This window comes from Caenimonas sp. SL110 (assembly GCF_001044395.1).
Classification (GTDB): domain Bacteria; phylum Pseudomonadota; class Gammaproteobacteria; order Burkholderiales; family Burkholderiaceae_C; genus Ramlibacter.
Genome location: NZ_JANU01000013.1, coordinates 385,853 through 404,898, shown reverse-complemented (window position 1 = coordinate 404,898; position 19,046 = coordinate 385,853). Strand labels below are relative to the sequence as shown.

14 protein-coding genes and 1 pseudogene are annotated in these 19,046 nt (G+C 63.0%); all 15 read right to left on the bottom strand.

Annotated elements, in window-relative coordinates; all coding sequences use genetic code 11:
* Nucleotides 1–2 precede the first annotated feature (2 nt).
* A complete protein-coding gene (locus tag AQ12_RS10085) occupies nucleotides 3–4,733 on the bottom strand; it encodes a glutamate synthase-related protein (RefSeq protein ID WP_048439720.1) in 4,731 nt (1,576 codons plus the stop codon).
* Between the two features lie 138 nt (nucleotides 4,734–4,871).
* A complete protein-coding gene (locus tag AQ12_RS10080; RefSeq protein WP_048439719.1) occupies nucleotides 4,872–5,564 on the bottom strand; it encodes a transposase in 693 nt (230 codons plus the stop codon).
* A 30-nt stretch (nucleotides 5,565–5,594) separates the two neighbouring features.
* A complete protein-coding gene (locus AQ12_RS10075) occupies nucleotides 5,595–6,431 on the bottom strand; it encodes an SAM-dependent methyltransferase (protein WP_048439718.1) in 837 nt (278 codons plus the stop codon).
* The gene (locus AQ12_RS10070; RefSeq protein WP_048439717.1) at nucleotides 6,428–6,985 is read right to left on the bottom strand and encodes a DUF1415 domain-containing protein; all 558 of its coding nucleotides are present in this window, start codon (nucleotides 6,983–6,985) and stop codon (nucleotides 6,428–6,430) included. Before AQ12_RS10070 ends, AQ12_RS10075 begins: the two co-directional genes overlap by 4 nt.
* Nucleotides 6,978–7,625 (bottom strand): hypothetical protein, encoded by a 648-nt coding sequence (locus AQ12_RS10065; protein WP_048439716.1) that lies wholly within the window; start codon nucleotides 7,623–7,625, stop codon nucleotides 6,978–6,980. The genes AQ12_RS10070 and AQ12_RS10065 overlap by 8 nt, the downstream gene beginning before the upstream one ends.
* A gap of 58 nt (nucleotides 7,626–7,683) precedes the next feature.
* A complete protein-coding gene (locus AQ12_RS10060; RefSeq protein ID WP_048439715.1) occupies nucleotides 7,684–8,892 on the bottom strand; it encodes a CynX/NimT family MFS transporter in 1,209 nt (402 codons plus the stop codon).
* Between the two features lie 15 nt (nucleotides 8,893–8,907).
* Nucleotides 8,908–10,038: a deoxyguanosinetriphosphate triphosphohydrolase gene (locus AQ12_RS10055; RefSeq protein WP_048439714.1), complete on the bottom strand. Its 1,131-nt coding sequence runs from the start codon at nucleotides 10,036–10,038 to the stop codon at nucleotides 8,908–8,910.
* 12 nt (nucleotides 10,039–10,050) lie between these two features.
* Nucleotides 10,051–11,157, bottom strand: coding sequence for a 3-dehydroquinate synthase (gene aroB, locus AQ12_RS10050; RefSeq protein ID WP_048439713.1), 1,107 nt, complete (start codon nucleotides 11,155–11,157; stop codon nucleotides 10,051–10,053).
* Between the two features lie 9 nt (nucleotides 11,158–11,166).
* A complete protein-coding gene (locus AQ12_RS10045) occupies nucleotides 11,167–11,694 on the bottom strand; it encodes a shikimate kinase (RefSeq protein ID WP_048439712.1) in 528 nt (175 codons plus the stop codon).
* Between the two features lie 12 nt (nucleotides 11,695–11,706).
* Entirely contained in the window at nucleotides 11,707–13,734 is a 2,028-nt protein-coding gene (locus AQ12_RS10040) for an Ig-like domain-containing protein (protein WP_048439711.1), read from the bottom strand.
* A gap of 37 nt (nucleotides 13,735–13,771) precedes the next feature.
* Complete coding sequence (pilQ, locus tag AQ12_RS10035) at nucleotides 13,772–15,883, bottom strand: type IV pilus secretin PilQ (RefSeq protein ID WP_048439710.1); 2,112 nt, start codon at nucleotides 15,881–15,883, stop codon at nucleotides 13,772–13,774.
* Nucleotides 15,880–16,422, bottom strand: a complete 543-nt coding sequence (locus AQ12_RS10030; RefSeq protein ID WP_048439709.1) for a pilus assembly protein PilP — start codon at nucleotides 16,420–16,422, stop codon at nucleotides 15,880–15,882. Before AQ12_RS10030 ends, pilQ begins: the two co-directional genes overlap by 4 nt.
* Nucleotides 16,419–17,096: a type 4a pilus biogenesis protein PilO gene (locus AQ12_RS10025; protein WP_048439708.1), complete on the bottom strand. Its 678-nt coding sequence runs from the start codon at nucleotides 17,094–17,096 to the stop codon at nucleotides 16,419–16,421. The genes AQ12_RS10030 and AQ12_RS10025 overlap by 4 nt, the downstream gene beginning before the upstream one ends.
* Nucleotides 17,097–17,272: 176 nt before the next feature.
* Nucleotides 17,273–17,878: pseudogene (locus AQ12_RS10020) on the bottom strand (PilN domain-containing protein); the annotation flags it as partial.
* The gene (locus AQ12_RS10015) at nucleotides 17,875–18,954 is read right to left on the bottom strand and encodes a pilus assembly protein PilM (protein WP_048439707.1); all 1,080 of its coding nucleotides are present in this window, start codon (nucleotides 18,952–18,954) and stop codon (nucleotides 17,875–17,877) included. The gene AQ12_RS10015 and the pseudogene AQ12_RS10020, both read right to left, overlap by 4 nt.
* Nucleotides 18,955–19,046 lie beyond the last annotated feature (92 nt).

The following is a 19,046-nucleotide window of genomic DNA, read 5'->3' as shown; positions in this document are numbered from 1 at the left end:
CCTTAAGCCGCTGCGACGGGGTGTTGCATGCCGACCGACGCGTTGTTGCCGGTGCTCGCGGCTTCGACTTCGCGCTGGTACATCTCGGCAAGCGCTCGCTTGTATTCGTTCGGGAACACCTTCACGAACTTGCCGCGTGAGGTGGCCCAGCTGTCGAGCAGCTCACGCGCACGGCGGCTGCCGGTCCAGCGGTTGTGCTCTTCGAGCAACTTGCGCAGCAGGGTTTCATCGGCTTCGTCCTTGTGCCACTTCGACGTGCGTCCGGCCTTCTGGTCGGCCGCGCTGCCGACGGCTTCGAGCGACACCATCGCGGTGTTGCAGCGGCTGGCGAACTGGCCGTCTTCGTCATAGACGTACGCGATGCCGCCCGACATGCCGGCCGCGAAGTTGCGTCCGGTCTTGCCGAGCACCACCACCGTGCCGCCGGTCATGTATTCGCAGCCGTGATCGCCAGTGCCTTCGACCACCGCCGTGGCACCGGAAAGACGCACGGCAAAGCGCTCGCCTGCAACGCCACTGAAGAACGCCTCGCCGGTGGTCGCGCCATACAGCGCGGTGTTGCCGATGATGATGTTGTTGGTTGCGACGCCGCGAAAGTCGATGCTCGGCCTGACGACCACGCGCCCGCCCGACAGGCCCTTGCCGGTGTAGTCGTTGGCATCGCCAATCAGGTACAGCGTGATGCCCCTGGCCAGGAACGCGCCGAACGACTGTCCGCCCGTGCCTTCGAGCTGGATGCGGATCGTGTCGTCTGGCAGGCCCTCGGGGTGCACCTTGGTCAGGGCGCCCGACAGCATCGCGCCGACCGAGCGATTGACGTTGCGCGCCACTTCGATGAACTGCACCTTCTCGCCGCGCTCGATGGCCGGACGCGACTTCTCGATGAGGATGCGGTCCAGCGTTTTCGCAAGGCCGTGGTCCTGCTCTTCAACATGGAAGCGCGGCACGTCGGCAGGAACAGTCGGCTGCGCAAACAGGCGGGTGAAGTCGAGCCCCTTGGCCTTCCAGTGCGAGACGCCCTTCTGGATGTCCAGCAGGTCGGCGCGGCCGATCAGTTCATCGAATTTGCGGATGCCCAGCTGCGCCATGATCTGGCGCACTTCTTCTGCGACGAAGAAGAAGTAGTTGACGACATGCTCGGGCTTGCCCGCGAACTTCGCGCGCAGCACCGGGTCTTGCGTGGCGACACCCACCGGGCAGGTGTTGAGGTGGCACTTGCGCATCATGATGCAGCCTTCGACCACCAGCGGCGCCGTCGCAAAGCCGAATTCATCAGCGCCCAGCAAGGCACCGATCGCCACGTCACGGCCGGTCTTCATCTGGCCGTCGGCCTGCACACGGATGCGTCCGCGCAGCCGGTTGAGCACCAGCGTCTGCTGGGTTTCGGCAAGGCCGATTTCCCAGGGCGAGCCGGCGTGCTTGATCGACGACCAGGGCGATGCGCCCGTGCCGCCGTCATGGCCTGCAATCACCACGTGATCGCTCTTGCATTTGGCAACGCCTGCGGCAATCGTGCCGACGCCGATTTCGGACACCAGCTTCACGCTGATGGACGCATGGGGCGCGACATTCTTCAGGTCGTGAATCAGCTGCGCGAGATCTTCGATCGAGTAGATGTCGTGATGCGGCGGCGGTGAAATCAGGCCCACGCCCGGCACCGAGTAACGCAGCTTGCCGATGTACTTGGAGACCTTGCCGCCGGGCAACTGGCCGCCTTCGCCGGGCTTGGCGCCCTGCGCCATCTTGATCTGGATCTGGTCGGCCGACGACAGGTATTCGGCCGTCACACCGAAGCGGCCCGATGCGACCTGCTTGATCTTGGAGCGCAGCGAATCGCCCTCTTGCAGCGCATAGTCGGCCGAGCTTTCGATGGCTTCCTTGCCGATGATGTCGGTGAGCGTCTGGCCCTGCCGGATCGGGATGCCCTTGAGTTCCTGGCGATAACGGGCCGGGTCTTCACCGCCCTCACCCGTGTTGCTCTTGCCGCCGATACGGTTCATGGCAACGGCGAGCGTGCTGTGCGCTTCGGTCGAAATCGAGCCGAGCGACATCGCGCCTGTGGCGAAGCGCTTGACGATTTCTTTCGCGGGCTCGACTTCGTCGATGGAGATCGCCTTGCTTGGGTCGATGCGGAATTCGAACAGGCCGCGCAGCGTCATGTGGCGGCGCGACTGGTCGTTGATCAGCTGGGCGTATTCCTTGTACGTGTTCCAGTTGTTGGCGCGCGCCGCGTGTTGCAGTTTTGCGATTGCATCGGGCGTCCACATGTGGTCTTCGCCGCGGGTGCGCCAGGCGTATTCGCCGCCTGCGTCGAGCATGGTTGCAAGCACCGGGTCGTCGCTGAATGCGGCCTTGTGCATGCGGATCGATTCCTGCGCGATCTCGAAAACGCCGATGCCTTCGACGCGGCTCACAGTGCCGGTGAAGTACTTCTCGACCGTCTCGCTGTTCAGGCCGATCGCTTCAAAGAGCTGCGCGCCGCAATAGCTCATGTAGGTGGACACGCCCATCTTCGACATGATCTTGGACAGGCCCTTGCCCACTGCCTTGACGTAGTTGTAGATGGCCTTGTCGGCGGACAGGTCGCCCGGCAGATCCTTGTGGATGTGGACCAGCGTTTCCATGGCGAGGTACGGGTGCACCGCTTCTGCGCCGTAGCCTGCGAGCACGCCGAAGTGATGCACTTCGCGCGCGGTGCCGGTTTCGACGACGAGGCCTGCCGTCGTGCGCAGACCTTCGCGCACGAGATGCTGGTGCACCGACGACAACGCGAGCAGCGCAGGCACGGCCACATGATCGGGGCCGACGCGGCGGTCGCTGATGATCAGGATGTTGTTGCCGCCCTTGATCGCATCGACCGCTTCAGCGTTGAGCGAAGCCAGCTTGGCCTCGACGCCTTCATGGCCCCAGTCACGCGGGTAAGTGATATCCAGCGTATGGCTGCGGAACTTGCCGTTGGTGATCGTCTCGATCTCGCGCAGCTTGGCCATGTCGGCAAAGTCGAGAATCGGCTGGCTCACTTCGAGCCGCATCGGCGGGTTGACCTGGTTGATGTCGAGCAGGTTGGGCTTGGGGCCGATGAACGACACCAGCGACATCACGATCGCTTCGCGGATCGGATCGATAGGCGGGTTGGTCACCTGCGCGAACAACTGCTTGAAGTAGTTGTAGAGCGGCTTGTCCTTGTTGGACAGCACGGCCAGCGGGCTGTCGTTGCCCATAGAGCCGATGCCCTCTTCACCGGCCTGCGCCATCGGGGACATCAGGAACTTGATGTCTTCCTGGGTGTAGCCAAAGGCCTGCTGGCGATCGAGCAGTTCCACGTCGCTGTGCGGCACCTTGCCCGACGTGTCGGACAGGTCGTCCAGGCGAATGCGCAGGTTTTCGATCCACTGCTTGTACGGCTTGCTGTTGGCGAGGTTGGCCTTGAGTTCCTCGTCGTCGATCATGCGACCCTGTTCCAGGTCGATCAGGAACATCTTGCCGGGCTGCAGGCGCCACTTGCGAACGATCTTGTTCTCTGGCACGGGCAGCACGCCAGTCTCGGACGCCATGATGACCAGGTCGTCGTCGGTCACGCAATAACGGGACGGCCGCAGGCCATTGCGGTCGAGCGTCGCGCCGATCTGGCGGCCGTCGGTGAACACGATGGATGCGGGGCCGTCCCACGGCTCCAGCATCGCAGCGTGGTATTCATAGAACGCGCGGCGGCGCTCGTCCATCGTCGTGTGCTGCTCCCACGGTTCGGGGATCATCATCATCACGGCCTGGCTGATCGGGTAGCCGGCCATCGTGAGCAGTTCGAGACAGTTGTCGAATGTGGCGGTATCGGACTGGCTGGCGAAGCTGATGGGATAGAGCTTCTTCAGGTCGGGGCCGAGCACCGGCGACGACATCACGCCTTCGCGTGCCTTCATCCAGTTGTAGTTGCCCTTGACGGTGTTGATTTCGCCGTTGTGGGCGACATAACGATAGGGGTGGGCAAGCGGCCACTCGGGGAAAGTGTTGGTCGAAAAACGCTGGTGCACGAGGCCCAGCGCCGAAACGCAGCGCACGTCTTTCAGGTCGAGGTAGTAGGTTCCGACCTGGTCTGCGAGCAGCAGGCCCTTGTAGACCACGGTGCGGCTGGACATGCTGGGAACGTAGTATTCCTTGCTGTGCTTGAGCTTGAGGTTCTGGATGGCGGCGCTGGCGGTCTTGCGGATCACATAGAGCTTGCGCTCCAGCGCGTCCTGCACGATCACGTCGTGGCCGCGTCCGATGAACACCTGGCGCAGGATGGGTTCCTTCTTGCGGACGGCAGGCGACATCGGCATCTCGCGATCGACCGGCACATCGCGCCAGCCGAGCAGCACCTGGCCTTCGGCCTTGATCGCGCGCTCCATCTCCTGCTCGCAGGCCATGCGCGAGGCATGTTCCTTGGGCAGGAAGATCATGCCGACACCGTATTCACCGGGCGGCGGCAAGTTGACACCCTGCTTGGCCATTTCTTCGCGGTACAGCGCGTCGGGCAACTGGATCAGGATGCCGGCGCCATCGCCCATCAGCTTGTCGGCGCCCACCGCGCCGCGGTGGTCCAGGTTCTCAAGAATCTTGAGACCTTGCTGCACGATGGAGTGGCTCTTTTCGCCCTTGATGTGGGCCACAAAGCCGACACCGCACGCGTCATGTTCGTCCGCGCCTGAATACAGGCCGTGTTCTTGCAAGTACTTGATCTCTGCGTCCGTAGTCATGGCGCACTCCTGCTCGGGTTCTCTAGGGTTTTCGAGAATACCGCACCGCAGCATGATCGCCAAACAAATTAATTGGGGTCAGATTCCAATTAATTTGGTTGCACAGGTCGATGAATTTAATCGGGGACAGATTGATGCCTACTGCCGTTTGAGCGTAGGCCTGCCCGCCTGTCCGCGGCTGACTCGTCGCTCGGTCCGGCGTTGAAGATCGGCCACGTAGTCGGCCTCGCCCAATGCCCAGCCTCGCAGCGCCGAGTCAGTGAGTGCAGACTGCTGTTGGTTGCTGATTCCTGATGCGACGAGTTGACCGTAAGCTGCCTCTCGCGAAAAAGGCGTGTTTCCCAACTCCCAGTAGAGCGGGTGAGGTGTGATGAGCTTGTCGCTGCGCAAGCCGACATAGTGCGCGTGGCTGGACCACGGATACGCCGCCGGCGAAATCTCCATCCCGGCCCTGACCGGATTCAGGTCGATATAGACCATGCATGCCAGCAGGTAGCGCTCGGCCTGTATGAGGGTCGAGCGATACCGCCCTTCCCACAATGTCCCGGTGCGCGCCTGACGCTGGTTGAAGTAGCGCACATATCGCCGCCCGACCGCCTGCATCATCTGCGGGATGCCTTCGGTGGTTTCCGGGGTTGCCAGCAAGTGGAAGTGATTGCTCATCAACACGTACGAGTGGATCGCCACGTCCAGTTTGCGAGCATGTTCATCGAGCATCGCCAGCAGCGTCTCGTAATCCGCCGTCGCAGCAAATATCGCCTGGCGATTGTTGCCCCGCTGGATGATGTGGTGCGGATAGCCGGGGACGGTCAATCGGGGAAGGCGGGCCATCGAATCAAATTAATTGGAATCTGACCCCAATTATGGGAGTCCGGGGTAGCGCAGGGGCTCCAGGCCTTGCAGGCCGAATTCGGCCAGCACTGCTCGCAGGCGTTCGGCGGCGCTGCGCTTTTTCTGGCCGGTGCGGCGCGCGAGGATCAGCTCGTTCTTCATGCTGTGTTCCCAACCGACCAGCTCGGTCACGGTGACCTGGTAGCCGGATGCTTCAAGGTACAGGCAGCGCAGGACGTTGGTCAGCTGGCTTCCGAGTTCTCGGGTGTGCAGTGGATGGCGCCATAGCTCCGCGAGAGGGGTGCGTGAGAGCGCCGACGCCTTGTCCTGCCGCAGCACGCCCGCGATCTCGGCCTGGCAACACGGCACCAGCACCATGAACCGCGCGTGCTTTCGCAGGCCGAAAGCAATCGCGTCATCGGTGGCCGTGTCGCATGCGTGCAGTGCCGTGACGACATCGATCGAGTCGGGTAGCGCAGCGGCATCGGCCGCATCAGCAGCACTGATGTTGAGGAACGCCATGCGATCGAACCCCAGCTTCTCGGCCAGCGCCTGCGACTTCTGAACCAGGTCGGGTCGCGTTTCGATGCCGTAGATGAACCCATCCGTGCGCTGCTTGAAAAACAGGTCGTACAGGATGAAGCCCAGGTACGACTTGCCAGCGCCATGGTCTGCCAGCGTCGGGGCCGAACCACTTTCTGCCGCTTCAACCAGCAGCTTCTCGATGAACTGGTAGAGGTGATAAACCTGCTTGAGCTTGCGGCGCGAGTCCTGGTTGATCTTTCCTTCACGCGTGAGGATGTGCAGCTCCTTGAGCAGCTCCACCGATTGACCCGGCCGAAGCTCGAGTTGGGCTTCTGGTTTCATTCGTGCGGTCCTACGTCCAGTGCCGCCCAACCATCGGCACCAAGCTTTTTCATCGTTTGCATGTTGGTGTCGTAGATGGAGGCTGCATCCGGGAATGCCTCCACCGCGCGATCGATGCTGGTCTCACGCAGCAAGTGCAGCACGGGGTAAGGCGAGCGATTGGTGAAGTTGGTCACGTCATCTGCCTGCGTGCCGGCGAACTGGTAGTGCGGATGGAAGCTCGCCAGCTGGATCTCGCCATCCAGCCTGCGCTTTCGCAGCAGCCGTTCGGCGGAGCCGACAAAGTCGTTGAAGTCCAGAAAGTCATGCAGCATGTACGGCGCGATAAGCAGTGTGGTTTCGCGCACCGACGGATCGGTCGCTAGTAGCGCGTCAAGCTCTGCACCGAGGTCACCAAGCAGCTCGCCCGTATCGCGCGCAGTGCTCACCGCATAGTGAACCTGCTCCTTCACATGCACTGCCTTGGCGAAGGGGCACAGGTTCAGCCCGATGACTGCACGCTCCAGCCAGTTGCGCGTGTCGCGCACCACCGACCCGGCAGCAGGTTCATGCAAAACGGCTCGCCTCGCCGACGATCAGCTTTGCCAGTTCGTCCAGCACATCGACCTTGATCTTGTCGGCCGGCCAGGTGGTGTTGATGATGTCGAAGCCGTTGGCATTGAGCACCCGGAACGCAAGCTGGCCCTTGTCGTGATCGGGTGTCACGGTGACGTTGCCACGCGTTTCGGTGATGTAGTTGAAACGAATCGCCTGCAAGGTGTTCTTCTCGGGGTGCCGCACTTCCTTGCGCTCATGCTCCACCATGCCCGAGGCGAGGCGGGATTCCACTCGTTGAAGGTCGGGCGGGAAATTGACCATCACCTGCCCGCCCACCGGTTTGCCGACCTGCGGCACCACACGCCAACCCATCGCGATGTAGCTGCAGACCTCACGGTCGCGCAGCATCTTCTTGCGCGAATCGACCCGGAAATCGACGAACTTCATCGCGGGCCACGGCGTCTTGCCGTCGAGCGTGAAGCGCGGTGCATTGGGCTCTATGACATTGAGCTGGCGGGCCAGGTCTTGCACGTACTGAAGCGTGAACCGGCAGGCCTGCTCCGCCAGATTCGTGTTTTCCTCAAGGCCGGTCTGTACCTGCGTCTGCTGGGTCTGCAGCGCCTTGGCTTGTGTCTTGAGCTGGTTGAGGAAGGTCACGGCGTTCTGGGGACTGGGAGTGGCCGCAATTTTACGTGGCGAGCGCACCGACACCGATTCATTCGGTGTGATGTTTTTGCAAAAGCCGTCCGACCATGAATGCCGTGGCGATGCCCGCAAATGCACATCCAGCCGTAACCAGCCAGCTCCAGGTCCAGCCACCCACCCGCATCGCGACCCACGCCACTGCCGGCGGCCCCAGGAACTGCCCGAACGCCGACCACTGCTGCATCCAGCCCATCGTCGTGGAGATGGTGCGCTCGCCCGGCGACACCCGAACGGCCAGCGAGAACAGCGTGCCGGGGATCAAGCCGCCGATCATTGAAAACAGCAGCACCCCGGCAAAGCGGATCAGCGCCACCACTGCCGGGTCGCCAGGCAGTGCGGCAAACGTCAGGAAGCCGCCTGCGGCCATGGCCAGAAAGCCGGCATACAGCAAACGCTGGGGCTTGATACCCCGATGCAAAAGGCGCCCGGCAGCAACATTGCCAACGATATTGACCGCCGCCGCAAACGCCGTGGCCGCACCTGCGAGCGCTGGTGCGAGTCCGCCCTGCGTGTAGACCGACGGCAGGAATCCGATCACCGCCAGCCACTGGCTGGAATAGAACGCAAAGCTCAGGGCCATGAGCCACGGGCCTTGCGCCGACAGCGTGATTCGCAGGCGCTGCGGCCACCCGTTCCTGCCTGGCGATTCATCGGGCCTGTCCGCGATGTCATCTGCGGGGATCACCAGCCAGAGCCAGGCGCACATGGCCGCAGAGATCGCCCCCAGCAAGACCCACCACGCGTGCCAGCCGATCCACGCTATCGCCAGCGGCCCGAACAGGAGCGCCATCGCCGTGCCGATCGGCATGTAAGCACCCCAAAGGCCGAGTGAAAGCGTGATGCGCGACGGATCCACCAGGCGGCGGATGAGCCCCGGCGCGGGCATCGACGCCAGCAAGAATCCAAAGCCTTCTGCGGCACGCAACACCATGAGCGTTGCGGTGTCGGTCGCACCGGCACCCAGGAGACTGGCGACCGAAACGATAGCCAGCCCCCACACCATCGTGCGCTTCGTGCCCAGCTGATCGGCTGCGAGGCCCACCAGCAATCCGAGCGTCATTCCGGCCAGTTGCACCAGCGACAGCAGGAAGCCCGCTTCGACCAGCGTCACGCCCAGCGTCTCCTGCAGCACAGGCAACGCCGTGGGCAACTTGCCCACGTGAAGCGCCGCGCTCACCCCGCCGAGCACCACGAGGATCGCGGGATCTATCTTTCGCATCCGGCGTTCAAACTGTCATGCGATCAACTTGCGGCCGGTCACCCGCTCGTGTTCGCGGGCGGCAAACCGGTCGGTCATGCCTGCGATGTAGTCAGCGACCGCGCGCGGAAGATCGGCTCGCGAAGTGAAGTCGGCGGGCATGCGGCTGGGGTCTTCGAGGTAGGCGGAAAAGAGTTCGCGCACGACCTGCTTGGCCTGCCCTGTGGTCGTCATCACCTGCGGATGCCGATACAGGTTGTGCAGCAGGAATCGCTTGAGCGCGGCAGACTGCTCGCGCATGGCTGCGCTGAAGTTGACCAGTGCCTTGCTCGCGCGCGCCTGGTCCGCCGTTCCAGGCGCCTGCGTGTCGATAGCCGCCCGCGTGCAGTCGATCACGTCATAAACCTGCGCACTCAACATGCGACGGATCGATTCATAAAGCAGGCGACGGCCCTGCAGATCGGGAAACTCCCTGGCCGTGGCCCAGCGATATTGCTCGAACAGCGGCACTTCGCCGAGTTGCTCGATGGTGATGAGCCCCGAGCGCACGCCATCGTCGATGTCATGGGCGTTGTAGGCGATCTCGTCGGCCAGGTTGCACAGCTGCGCCTCCAGGCTGGGCTGGCTGCGATCGAGAAAGCGCCGACCCACGCCGTTCGGCTCTGCGGCTTCAAGCTGCTGCGCATTGACGCGCGAGCAGTGCTTGAGGATGCCCTCGCGCGTTTCGAACGTGAGGTTCAGTCCGTTGAACGACGGATAGCGCTCTTCCAGTTCATCGACCACACGCAGGCTCTGCAGGTTGTGCTCGAAGCCGCCCTTCCCGGCCATGCAATCGTCCAGCGCGTCCTGGCCCGCATGGCCGAAAGGCGTGTGCCCCAGGTCGTGCGCCAGCGCAATCGCCTCCACCAGGTCTTCATTCAAGTGCAAGGCGCGTGCGATCGAGCGAGCCAGCTGCGCCACTTCGAGCGAATGGGTGAGGCGCGTGCGAAACAGGTCGCCCTCGTGGTTGAGGAACACCTGCGTTTTGTAGACGAGCCGCCGGAACGCGGTCGAGTGCACGATGCGGTCGCGGTCGCGCTGGAATTCGGTGCGGGTGGGCGCCGCGCTCTCGGGGTAACGACGCCCGCGCGACTGCGCGGGGTCACATGCGTAGCGGGCCAGTGTCATCGCCTTGCCCGATCAGGCAACGCAGCACTGCTCGATCACCTGGCGCACCATGGCGTCAGGTGCCGGGCGCATCACCGCGCTGCCCGGCTTGTCGATCACGACGAAACGGATCTCGCCCGCTTCGGTCTTCTTGTCCACCTGCATCAGCTCCAGGTAACGGTCGGCGCCAAGCGCGGGGCCGGTGATGGGCAGGCCGGCCGCCTGGACGATGCGCGTGATGCGATCCACCAGCGCGGAGTCGATCAGGCCCAGCTGCTGCGACAGATGCGACGCCATCACCATGCCGCAACCCACGGCTTCACCGTGCAGCCATTGGCCGTAGCCCATGCCCGCCTCGATGGCGTGCCCGAAGGTGTGACCAAAATTGAGGATGGCGCGCAGGCCCGCCTCGCGTTCGTCCTGGCCCACGACCCAGGCCTTGATCTCGCAGCTGCGGCGCACCGCATGAGCCAGCAGTGCTGGATCGCGACTCATCAGGCCTTGCATGTTGGCTTCGATCCAGTCGAGGAACGCCATGTCGGCGATGGGACCGTACTTGATGATTTCAGCCAGCCCCGCACTGAACTCGCGGGCAGGCAAGGTGGCCAGCGTATCGAGGTCGCACACCACCAGGCGCGGCTGGTAGAACGCACCGATCATGTTCTTTCCCAGCGTGTGGTTGATCGCCGTCTTGCCACCGACTGACGAATCGACCTGCGCGAGCAACGTGGTCGCAACTTGCACGAAGGGAACGCCGCGCATGTAGCAGGCCGCTGCAAATCCGGTCATGTCTCCGACCACGCCGCCGCCGAGTGCGTAGAGCACCGTCTTGCGATCGGATGCTGTTTGCAGCAGTTCGTCGAAGATCAGGTTGAGGGTCTGCCAGTTCTTGTGCGCTTCGCCGTCTGGAAGTTGCAGGACATCAATGGTCTGGTGCTTGCCCGCAATCGCGCGACTGAGCGCCTGCGCGTAGAGCGGCGCGACGGTCGTGTTGGTGACGATGAGGGCGTGGGCTGAAGACGGCACGCCAGCCCAGGTGGACGCCGTGCCGATCAGGCCGGTGCCGATGCGAATCGGGTAACTGCGGTCGCCCAAATCGATGGGGACTTCGTGAAAAACGTTGCTCGTGGCCGGTGTCATCCGGCGAGTTTAAGGGTGGTCGGGTACCACGCCTGCGAGTTCGAGTTGCATGAGGATCATATTGACGAGCGTAGCGACCGAGGGGCGTCCGGTTTCGATCACGAAGTGCGCGGTCTCGCGATAGAGCGGATCGCGCTCTGCCTGCAAGGTGCGCAGCTTCACCATCGGGTCGCTCACCTGCAGCAGCGGGCGATTCTTGTCATGCCGCACACGCCTGTAGATTTCCTCGGGTGAGGAGTGAAGGTAGATCACATGACCGGATTCGCGCAGCACCTTGCGATTGGCGGCTCGAAGGACAGCGCCTCCACCGGTGGCGAGAACGCAATTGCCCCTGGTCGCCAGATCGCGGATCGTGCTTTCTTCGACATCCCGAAACGCAGCTTCGCCCTCACGGGCGAAGTATTCGCGAATCGAGCAGCCCAGAAGCTGCTCGATCACGTGGTCACTGTCGTTGAAGGGTACTCCGAGCCGCCGGGCGAGTTGCCGCCCGACGGTGGATTTACCGGACCCTGGCAGGCCGACGAGTGTGAGGAGCACCCGTCAGGCTCGTCAGTTCGGGCTGTTGCAGGAAGACGCGCCGTACGGAGCGGTAAGGAACGAGCCTCCGGCTTCATCGTCGCCAATGACGTACGAGGTGATGAAACTGCGCTCCACGCTGCCTTGCGAACCCGCCACGTTGGTCGTTCCACGGATGCGGTAGTGCAGCCAGGTCGCGTAGCGCTGCGAGTACTCGACCTTGATCAGCAGGATGCCGCTGGCGTTGGTCGTATTACCTGCGACATAGGACAGGATGATGTCCGAGCGACGGGGCTCCAGCGTTTCCTGGCCAAAACTGTCTCTGCTGGTATTGGTGTTGTCGCCCGCATCGACGAAGCCGTTGCGGTTGCGGTCTTCGTTGATGCAACTGACTCGTGAGCCGTAGTCGGCGGGCGTTATCGTCTTATTCGGAACATAGCCTTCCGGATCGAGAGTAGGTTCCAGGAAGCTATGAGACTGAGCGAACAGGCCCTTTCCATAGTGGGTGATATCCAGCGAGATATCGACCAGCGCATTGGGGACCGCGCGACCCGCCGCGTCGGCAACCGTCACCACGAACTGCTTGATGTAGGTGCCGTCACCCTTGGTCAACAGGTTGTCGTTGCCGATCGAGACAGCCAGCGCCTGTGCGGCGATCGTCAGCCTTGCCGTAACCGGGGGCCTCGGTCCGCAGCCAGGAGCGACGAAGTCCTTGTCGTCGTAGCACGCCGTGATGGTGATGCCGTCGGTAGGGCTGCCCGTCGATCCGGGAATGAATGCGGCAGTGGCCACGCCGGATGCGTTGGTGTAGACGGTCGATGTACCCGTGCTGATGGTGGAGTCAGTTGACCCCAGGCCGGTGCTGGTGATGAAGAATCGAACACGCACGTTGGGGATGGGCTCGTTCGCGGCGGTGAGGGCCAGGAATCGCAGCTGACTCTGGCTGGCCGTACTGCCGGAGGTGTTCGGCGCCAGGACATTCGGAGATGCAGCCAGCGAAGGCACCGCACCGAACGGAATCACGGCGTTGGGAATCACGTTGCTCGCGCCGACCTGGGCGGACGTCTGCTTGGTAATGCCGCTCGCAGCGGCGCGCACGATGTAGCTTCCGGCGACCGCAGGCGCGGTGAACGACAGCACGACCGTACCGGTAGCGTCGGTGTTGCCGCTGCGCCCGTTGATCGATGCGATATCGCCGCTGAAACTGACGGTTTTACCGGTGATGGGCGATCCGGCCGAATCGGTCAGTCGCGCCGTGACCGTCGATGCGGCTCCCTGCGCCAGAACCGGTGGGCTCATGGTCAGTTCGAGCTGCGATCCAACGATCTGGAAGCTGGTTTGCTTGACGATTCCGTTCACGGTGACGGTCACAGTCACTGCGCGGTCGTTCTTGTCGGAGCCGATGGAGATCGTGCCGGTGAATTCCCCCTGCGCGTTGGTCACGGTGCCACCCGGCACATAGACGGTATTGGCATCAGTCGCGACAGTAACCGTAGCACCAGGCACCACGTTGTTGTTGGCGTCGACCGCAACCACCGTCAGCTTGACCGTCGATGCACCCGAATTGGGCAAGGTCGACCTGTCCAGCAGCAATGCAAAGTTCGTCACGCGGCTGGTCGCCGTGTCCGAAGAACCCAGCGGTACCGAGAACGAGAGGCTGGTGCTGACCGTCGCCGTGCCGACGACGGTTTCGGCCTTCAAAGTGCCTGCGCCCGCCGAGGTGGAACTCGCTGGCAGGATCTGCACGGTGGCAACGCCGTTGGCATCGGTCAGTGCCGTGCCGCCCGCGGGGACGAAACGTGCAAGGCCGCCTTCCTGCGTGAATGTCACAACCTGCCCGGCAATGGGGGTGCCGCTCGAGTTGCGGACGGTCGCGCGCGCCGAGACGGTGGTGATGTTGTTGACAACTGTGGTCGAAGCGCCCGCTGCAGTCTGCAGTTCAAGCGTGATCGTCGGTTGTGCGGAGGTTCCGCCACCGGGGGTCGTGCCACTGGAGCCACCACCGCCGCCGCAGGCAGCCAGGACGGCGGCAATGAATACCCCGACCAGCAGTTTCAACATTTGAATCATTTCGGTTACTTCCTCTTCCTGGTTTGTATTAGCGGCCGGCCGTGCGGTCCGCAATCATTTTTGGCGTGATGAATACCAGCATTTCCTGCTTGTTCGAGGTGCGCGACTTCGACTTGAACGCGTTGCCCAGAACCGGGATGTCACCCAGCAACGGCACCTTGGCTTCGGTCTCGGATTCGGTCAGCTCGAAAATGCCGCCAATCACCACCGTGCCGCCGTTTTCGACGAGCACCTGGGTCTTGATGTGCTTGGTATTGATCGCAATGCCCGCCGCTGTTGTTTCACCACGGCTGTCCTTGCTCACGTCCAAGTCGAGAATGATATTTCCCTCGGGAGTGATCTGAGGTGTCACTTCAAGTTTGAGCGTGGCCTTGCGGAAAGATACCGATGTTGCGCCACTGGATGTTGCTTGCTGGTAAGGAAATTCCGTACCCTGCTCGATGATTGCCTTGGTCTGGTCGGCCGTCACGATGCGCGGGCTGGAAACCAGCCGCCCCTTGCCGTCGGCTTCAAGCGCAGACAGCTCCAGGTTCAGGAAGCGGTTGGCCGCCGAGCTGAAAAGCGAGATGGCAAAGCTCGATGCGCTGAAGCCGCCTTGTCCCGCTGCCGGCAGGTTCACGAATGTCGTGTTGTTGGTGTCCAGCGTCGCCGAACTCTCGCCTGTGGTTCCGCTCACCGCGTTGTAGGTTCCGCCCAGCGCGATGCGGTTTCCACCGCCCACACCGTAGCCTGCATCGCCCCCGCGCAAGCCGCGCAGGTCACTGCCGCCCAGGCGCACACCCAGCGACTTGCCGAACGTGTCCGAGGCTTCGACGATGCGCGCTTCGATCAGCACCTGCCGCACGGCGATGTCGAGCTTGCCGATCAGTTCCTGCACAGCCTCCAGCCGCGCCGAAATGTCGGTGACAAAGATCTGGTTGGTGCGTGGCTCGGCGATGACGCTGCCTCGTGTGCTCAGGATCCGTGCGGCGCCTGTGCCGGCCGTGATCTGCGCTGCGATGTCCGCGGCCTTCGTGTAATTGAGCTGGAACGATTGCGTGCGCACCGGCTCCAGGCTCTGGATGGCAACACGCGATTCGAGATCGAGCTTTTCCTTGGCAGCGATTTCATCCTTGGGTGCGATCCAGATCACGTTGCCCTGCTTGCGCATGCCCAGGCCCTTGGCCTGCAGCACGATATCGAGTGCCTGGTCCCACGGCACATCTTTCAGGCGCAGCGTGACGGAACCGGTCACAGAGTCGGACGTCACGATGTTGAAGTTGGTGAAATCGGCGATCACCTGCAGCAACGAACGCACTTCGATGTTCTGGAAGTTCAGCGACAGCTTTTCACCATTGAAGCCGACGCCCTGCGTCAGCTTGCCGGGATCGACCTTGACCTGGCGCACTTCAACCACGAACTGGTTGTCGCTCTGGTAGGCCGAATGTTCCCAGGCACCGCGCGGCTCGATGACCACGCGAACCCGGTCGCCCTGCTGGAAGGTGGTGACCGATTGCACGGGCGTGCCGAAGTCCGACACGTCCAGGCGGCGGCGCAGGCCCTCGGGCAGCGTCGACTTCAGGAATTCGACCACCAGGCTCTGGCCTTGCTGGCGAATGTCCACACCCACCTGGTTGTTCGGCAGTGCGACGATCACGCGGCCCGAGCTGTCGGTGCCACGGCGGAAGTCGAGGTCACGGATCGGCTGTGTTTCGGCGTTGCGGCTTTCGGCGAAGGCCGGCTGCGCCGCAGGGGCGGGGCTGGCCGTGGCGGTGCCGTCGAGCACCACCAGCAGCGACTTGCCCTGCAGCTGCGCGCGATAGGTCGCTGCGGTTTTCAGGTTCAGCACGACGCGTGTGCGGTCACCCGACTGCACCACGTTGACCGAACGCACATTGCCCTGGTTGATTTCGACAGTAGATCGACCCATGCCGTTGGTGGCATTGGGAATGTCGAGCGCGACTCTCGCCGGCGCCTGGATAGCGAAGCCCGCAGGGACCGCCTGCAGCGGCTGCGAGAAATCGATCCTCACAACTTCCACACCGCCCTGGATGGAGCTGGTCACGGCTTCGACCACCGTCTGGGCCCAGGCCCCGCTGGCGGCGAGAAGCAATCCCGCTACCGCGATCGCCCGTTGCCACTGGTTCCGGTTCTTGTTCATTTCGACCTCTCTTGCAATTGCAGTGTCGCTGTGCGCTCTATCCATTCACCCGCGGCGTCCTGCACGATTTCGCGCAGCGTCACCTCGGTTTCGCCCACTTTCACGATCTTTCCGTAGTTCTGGCCCAGGTAATTGCCCGGGCGCACCTGGTACAGCAGGTTGTCGACCTTCACGAGCGCAACCGGCAGGCCTTCCTTCATGAGGGTGCCGACCATGGACATCGCATCCAGCGGGAAGGCTTCAAGCGGCTCCTTGCGGCGGGCCAGTTCCGGCGCGACCAGCGCAGCGTTGGACGTGGACTGCGCCGATTCACGCTTGAGTGCCTGCGTGAGCTTCTGGTTGCTGAAGGGATCGGTCGCCGCTTCCTGCGTGTACGCCTGGGGTGTGAATTTCTTGGGCTCGGGAATGGGTTGCACGCGCGGCTTGGTCAAGGCGCGCTGCTGGTTCATCCATTCCTGCAGTTCTTCCTGACCGGAAGATCCGCACCCGGCGACCGCGAGGGCCAGCGCTAGCGCGGCCGTGATTCGGATGGTGCTCATTTCTTCGGCGCTCCCGGGGCTGGCGCTGCCTTGCGCTGCGCGGCGACCTCATCCTGGTCGAGATAGCGGAAGGTCTTGGCGGTTGCATCCATGACCAGCGTCCCATCCCTGCCGGGAACCACGCTCAAGTTGTTCAGGGTAACGATGCGCGAGAGATTGGCGATGTCGGACGCAAAGGAGCCGACATCATGGAAGCGGCCCGTCACGCGCAATGCGATCGGAAGCTCTGCGTAATATTCCTTGACGCTCACGCTGCCCGGGCGAAACAGGTCGAAGGCCAGGCTGCGGCCCAGGCCCGCCTGGTTGATGTCGGACAACAGCGCGTCCATTTCGGCCTTGCTGGGCAACTGCTTTTCAAGCTGGGTCACGTACTGCTGGACCTGCTCGCGCTGCTTGCGAAGCGCTTCGAGGTTCACGGCTTCGGTCAGCTTCTTCTGGTAGTCCGCCCGCAGCGCCACTTCCTTGGCTCGCTCGGCGTCGAGTTCGTCATTGACGCCGCTCAGCCACGCGAACCACAGTGCGCCGACGATCAGCGACATCAGTGCAAGGCAAAGAAGCGCGCGTGGAAGCAGCGGCCACGACGAAGGATCGTCCGGGCTCAGGCCGCGGAACTGGCGAACAAGCGCCTGCTGCATGGCAGCGGTATCGATCTTGGGTACCTGTTTGGTGGCCATGGCGATCAGGGTTTGACGGGTGCGGAACTACCTGCCGCGGGCCGGGCAGAAGCTGCTGCCACAGGAGGGGTCACAGCGACAGGTGCAGCGACAGGCACGCCGACAACCGGCGCTGACGGAGCGGCTGCAATCGCACCCGAAGCGGCGAAGCCGGGGCCCCCTGCAACAGCCGGCGCTGCGCCAGAAGCGCCACTGGCCGGCGCACCGGCCTTGGCAGCCTCGCTGGAGCGCAGCAGTCTTGCGCGCATGGTGAACGCCGATACGCGGCGGTTCTCGCGAGGACTGAGGGCCACGCTGGCGGCAGTAATTTCAATGAGGTCAGGTCTTGTGAGCCAGGCGCTCTTGTTGCCCAGGTTGCGCAGCAGTTCCGAGACGCGCTCGTTGGACTGGGCCATGCCCTGGATGGTGACGATCTGGTTCTCCTGCTTGACGCTGGTGACGTATACGCCGTCGGGCAGCTGGCCCACCAGTTCGTTGAGCAGGTGAACCGGCATGTTGCGGTCTGCCTGAAGATCTTCCACCGCCTGCTGGCGCGCGCGAAGGGCAGCGATTTCGGCCTGCAGGTTGGCAATGTCCTTGATCTGGGCTTCGAGCCGCTTGATTTCGGTCTGCAAGGTCAGGTTGCGGTTTTGCTGGCCGGAGATCTGCGCTGCGTACCAGAGGTAGATCGCGCCTGCGATCACGCCACCGGCCACGGCAGACGCGCCTAGCGCGGCATAAAACGCTTCGCGCCGGCGCTTGCGGGCCGCCTCGCGGTGCGGGAGTAGGTTGATCAGGATCACTGCAGGAACCTCCGCATGGCCAGGCCGCACGATGTGAGGTAGGAAGGCGCTTCACGCCGCATCTTCTTTTCGCGCACGCCATCGCCGACCTTCATGCCTTCGAAGGGGTTGGCCAGATTGCACGGGAAAGATGTCTGCATGGTGACCGCGTCGGTCAGGCCGGGCAGTGCTGCCGAGCCGCCGGCCAGCATGATGTAGTCCACCCGGTTGTGCGGTGTGCTCGTGAAGAAGAACTGCAGGGCGCGGGCGACTTCCTGGGCCATGCCTTCAACAAACGGCTTGAGCACGCCGCTGTCGTAGTCTTCGGGCAGGTCGCCGTTTCGCTTCTTGCCCTCGGCCTCTTCGGGAGAAAACCCGTACTGGCGCACGATGAGCTGGGTGAGCTGGGCACCGCCGAAGGCCTGGTCGCGGTCGTAAAGCACTTCGTCGTTACGGATGACCTGCATGCTGGTGGTGAAGGCGCCGACTTCAAACAGCGCCACCATGGTGTCCACGCCCTGGTTGGGCAGTGCCTGGATCAGGCGGCCGGCAGCGAGCCGCGATGAATAGGACTCCACATCGATGATCATGGGCTTGAGGCCCGCCGCCTCGGCCAGACCCTGGCGGTCCTGCACTTTTTCCTTGCGGGAAGCGGCGATGAGCACTTCAACATCGCCTTGCGAGCTGGTGCTGGGCCCGACGACGCAAAAGTCGAGGCTGACCTCATCAAGGGAAAACGGGATGTACTGGTTGGCTTCGGCCTCGACCTGGACTTCGAGCTCCTGCTCGCTCAGGCCGCCGGGCAGCACGATCTTCTTGGTGATGACCGCTGACGGCGGCAACGCCATCGCAACATTTCGGGTGCGTGTGCCGCTCTTTTTGACGACGCGGCGCATGGCCTCGGCCACTTCCTCGAACTTCTCGACGTTGCCGTCGGTGATCCAGCCGCGTTCGAGCGGCTCAATGGCGCAGCGTTCAAGGATGAGGGTTCCCTCCTTGTCGCGGGACAACTCGACCAGCTTGACGCTGGATGAGCTGATGTCCAAGCCCAGCAAGGGCGCCGGCTGCCGGCTAAACAACGAACTCAAGGCGCTCAATTAGGTCTCCTGTAACGCCGTGCATGAAGGCGTAACAAACTTAAGATTTCACTTCAATGCTAGCAGTAACGTCCTTGTCCCGCAAAGGAATT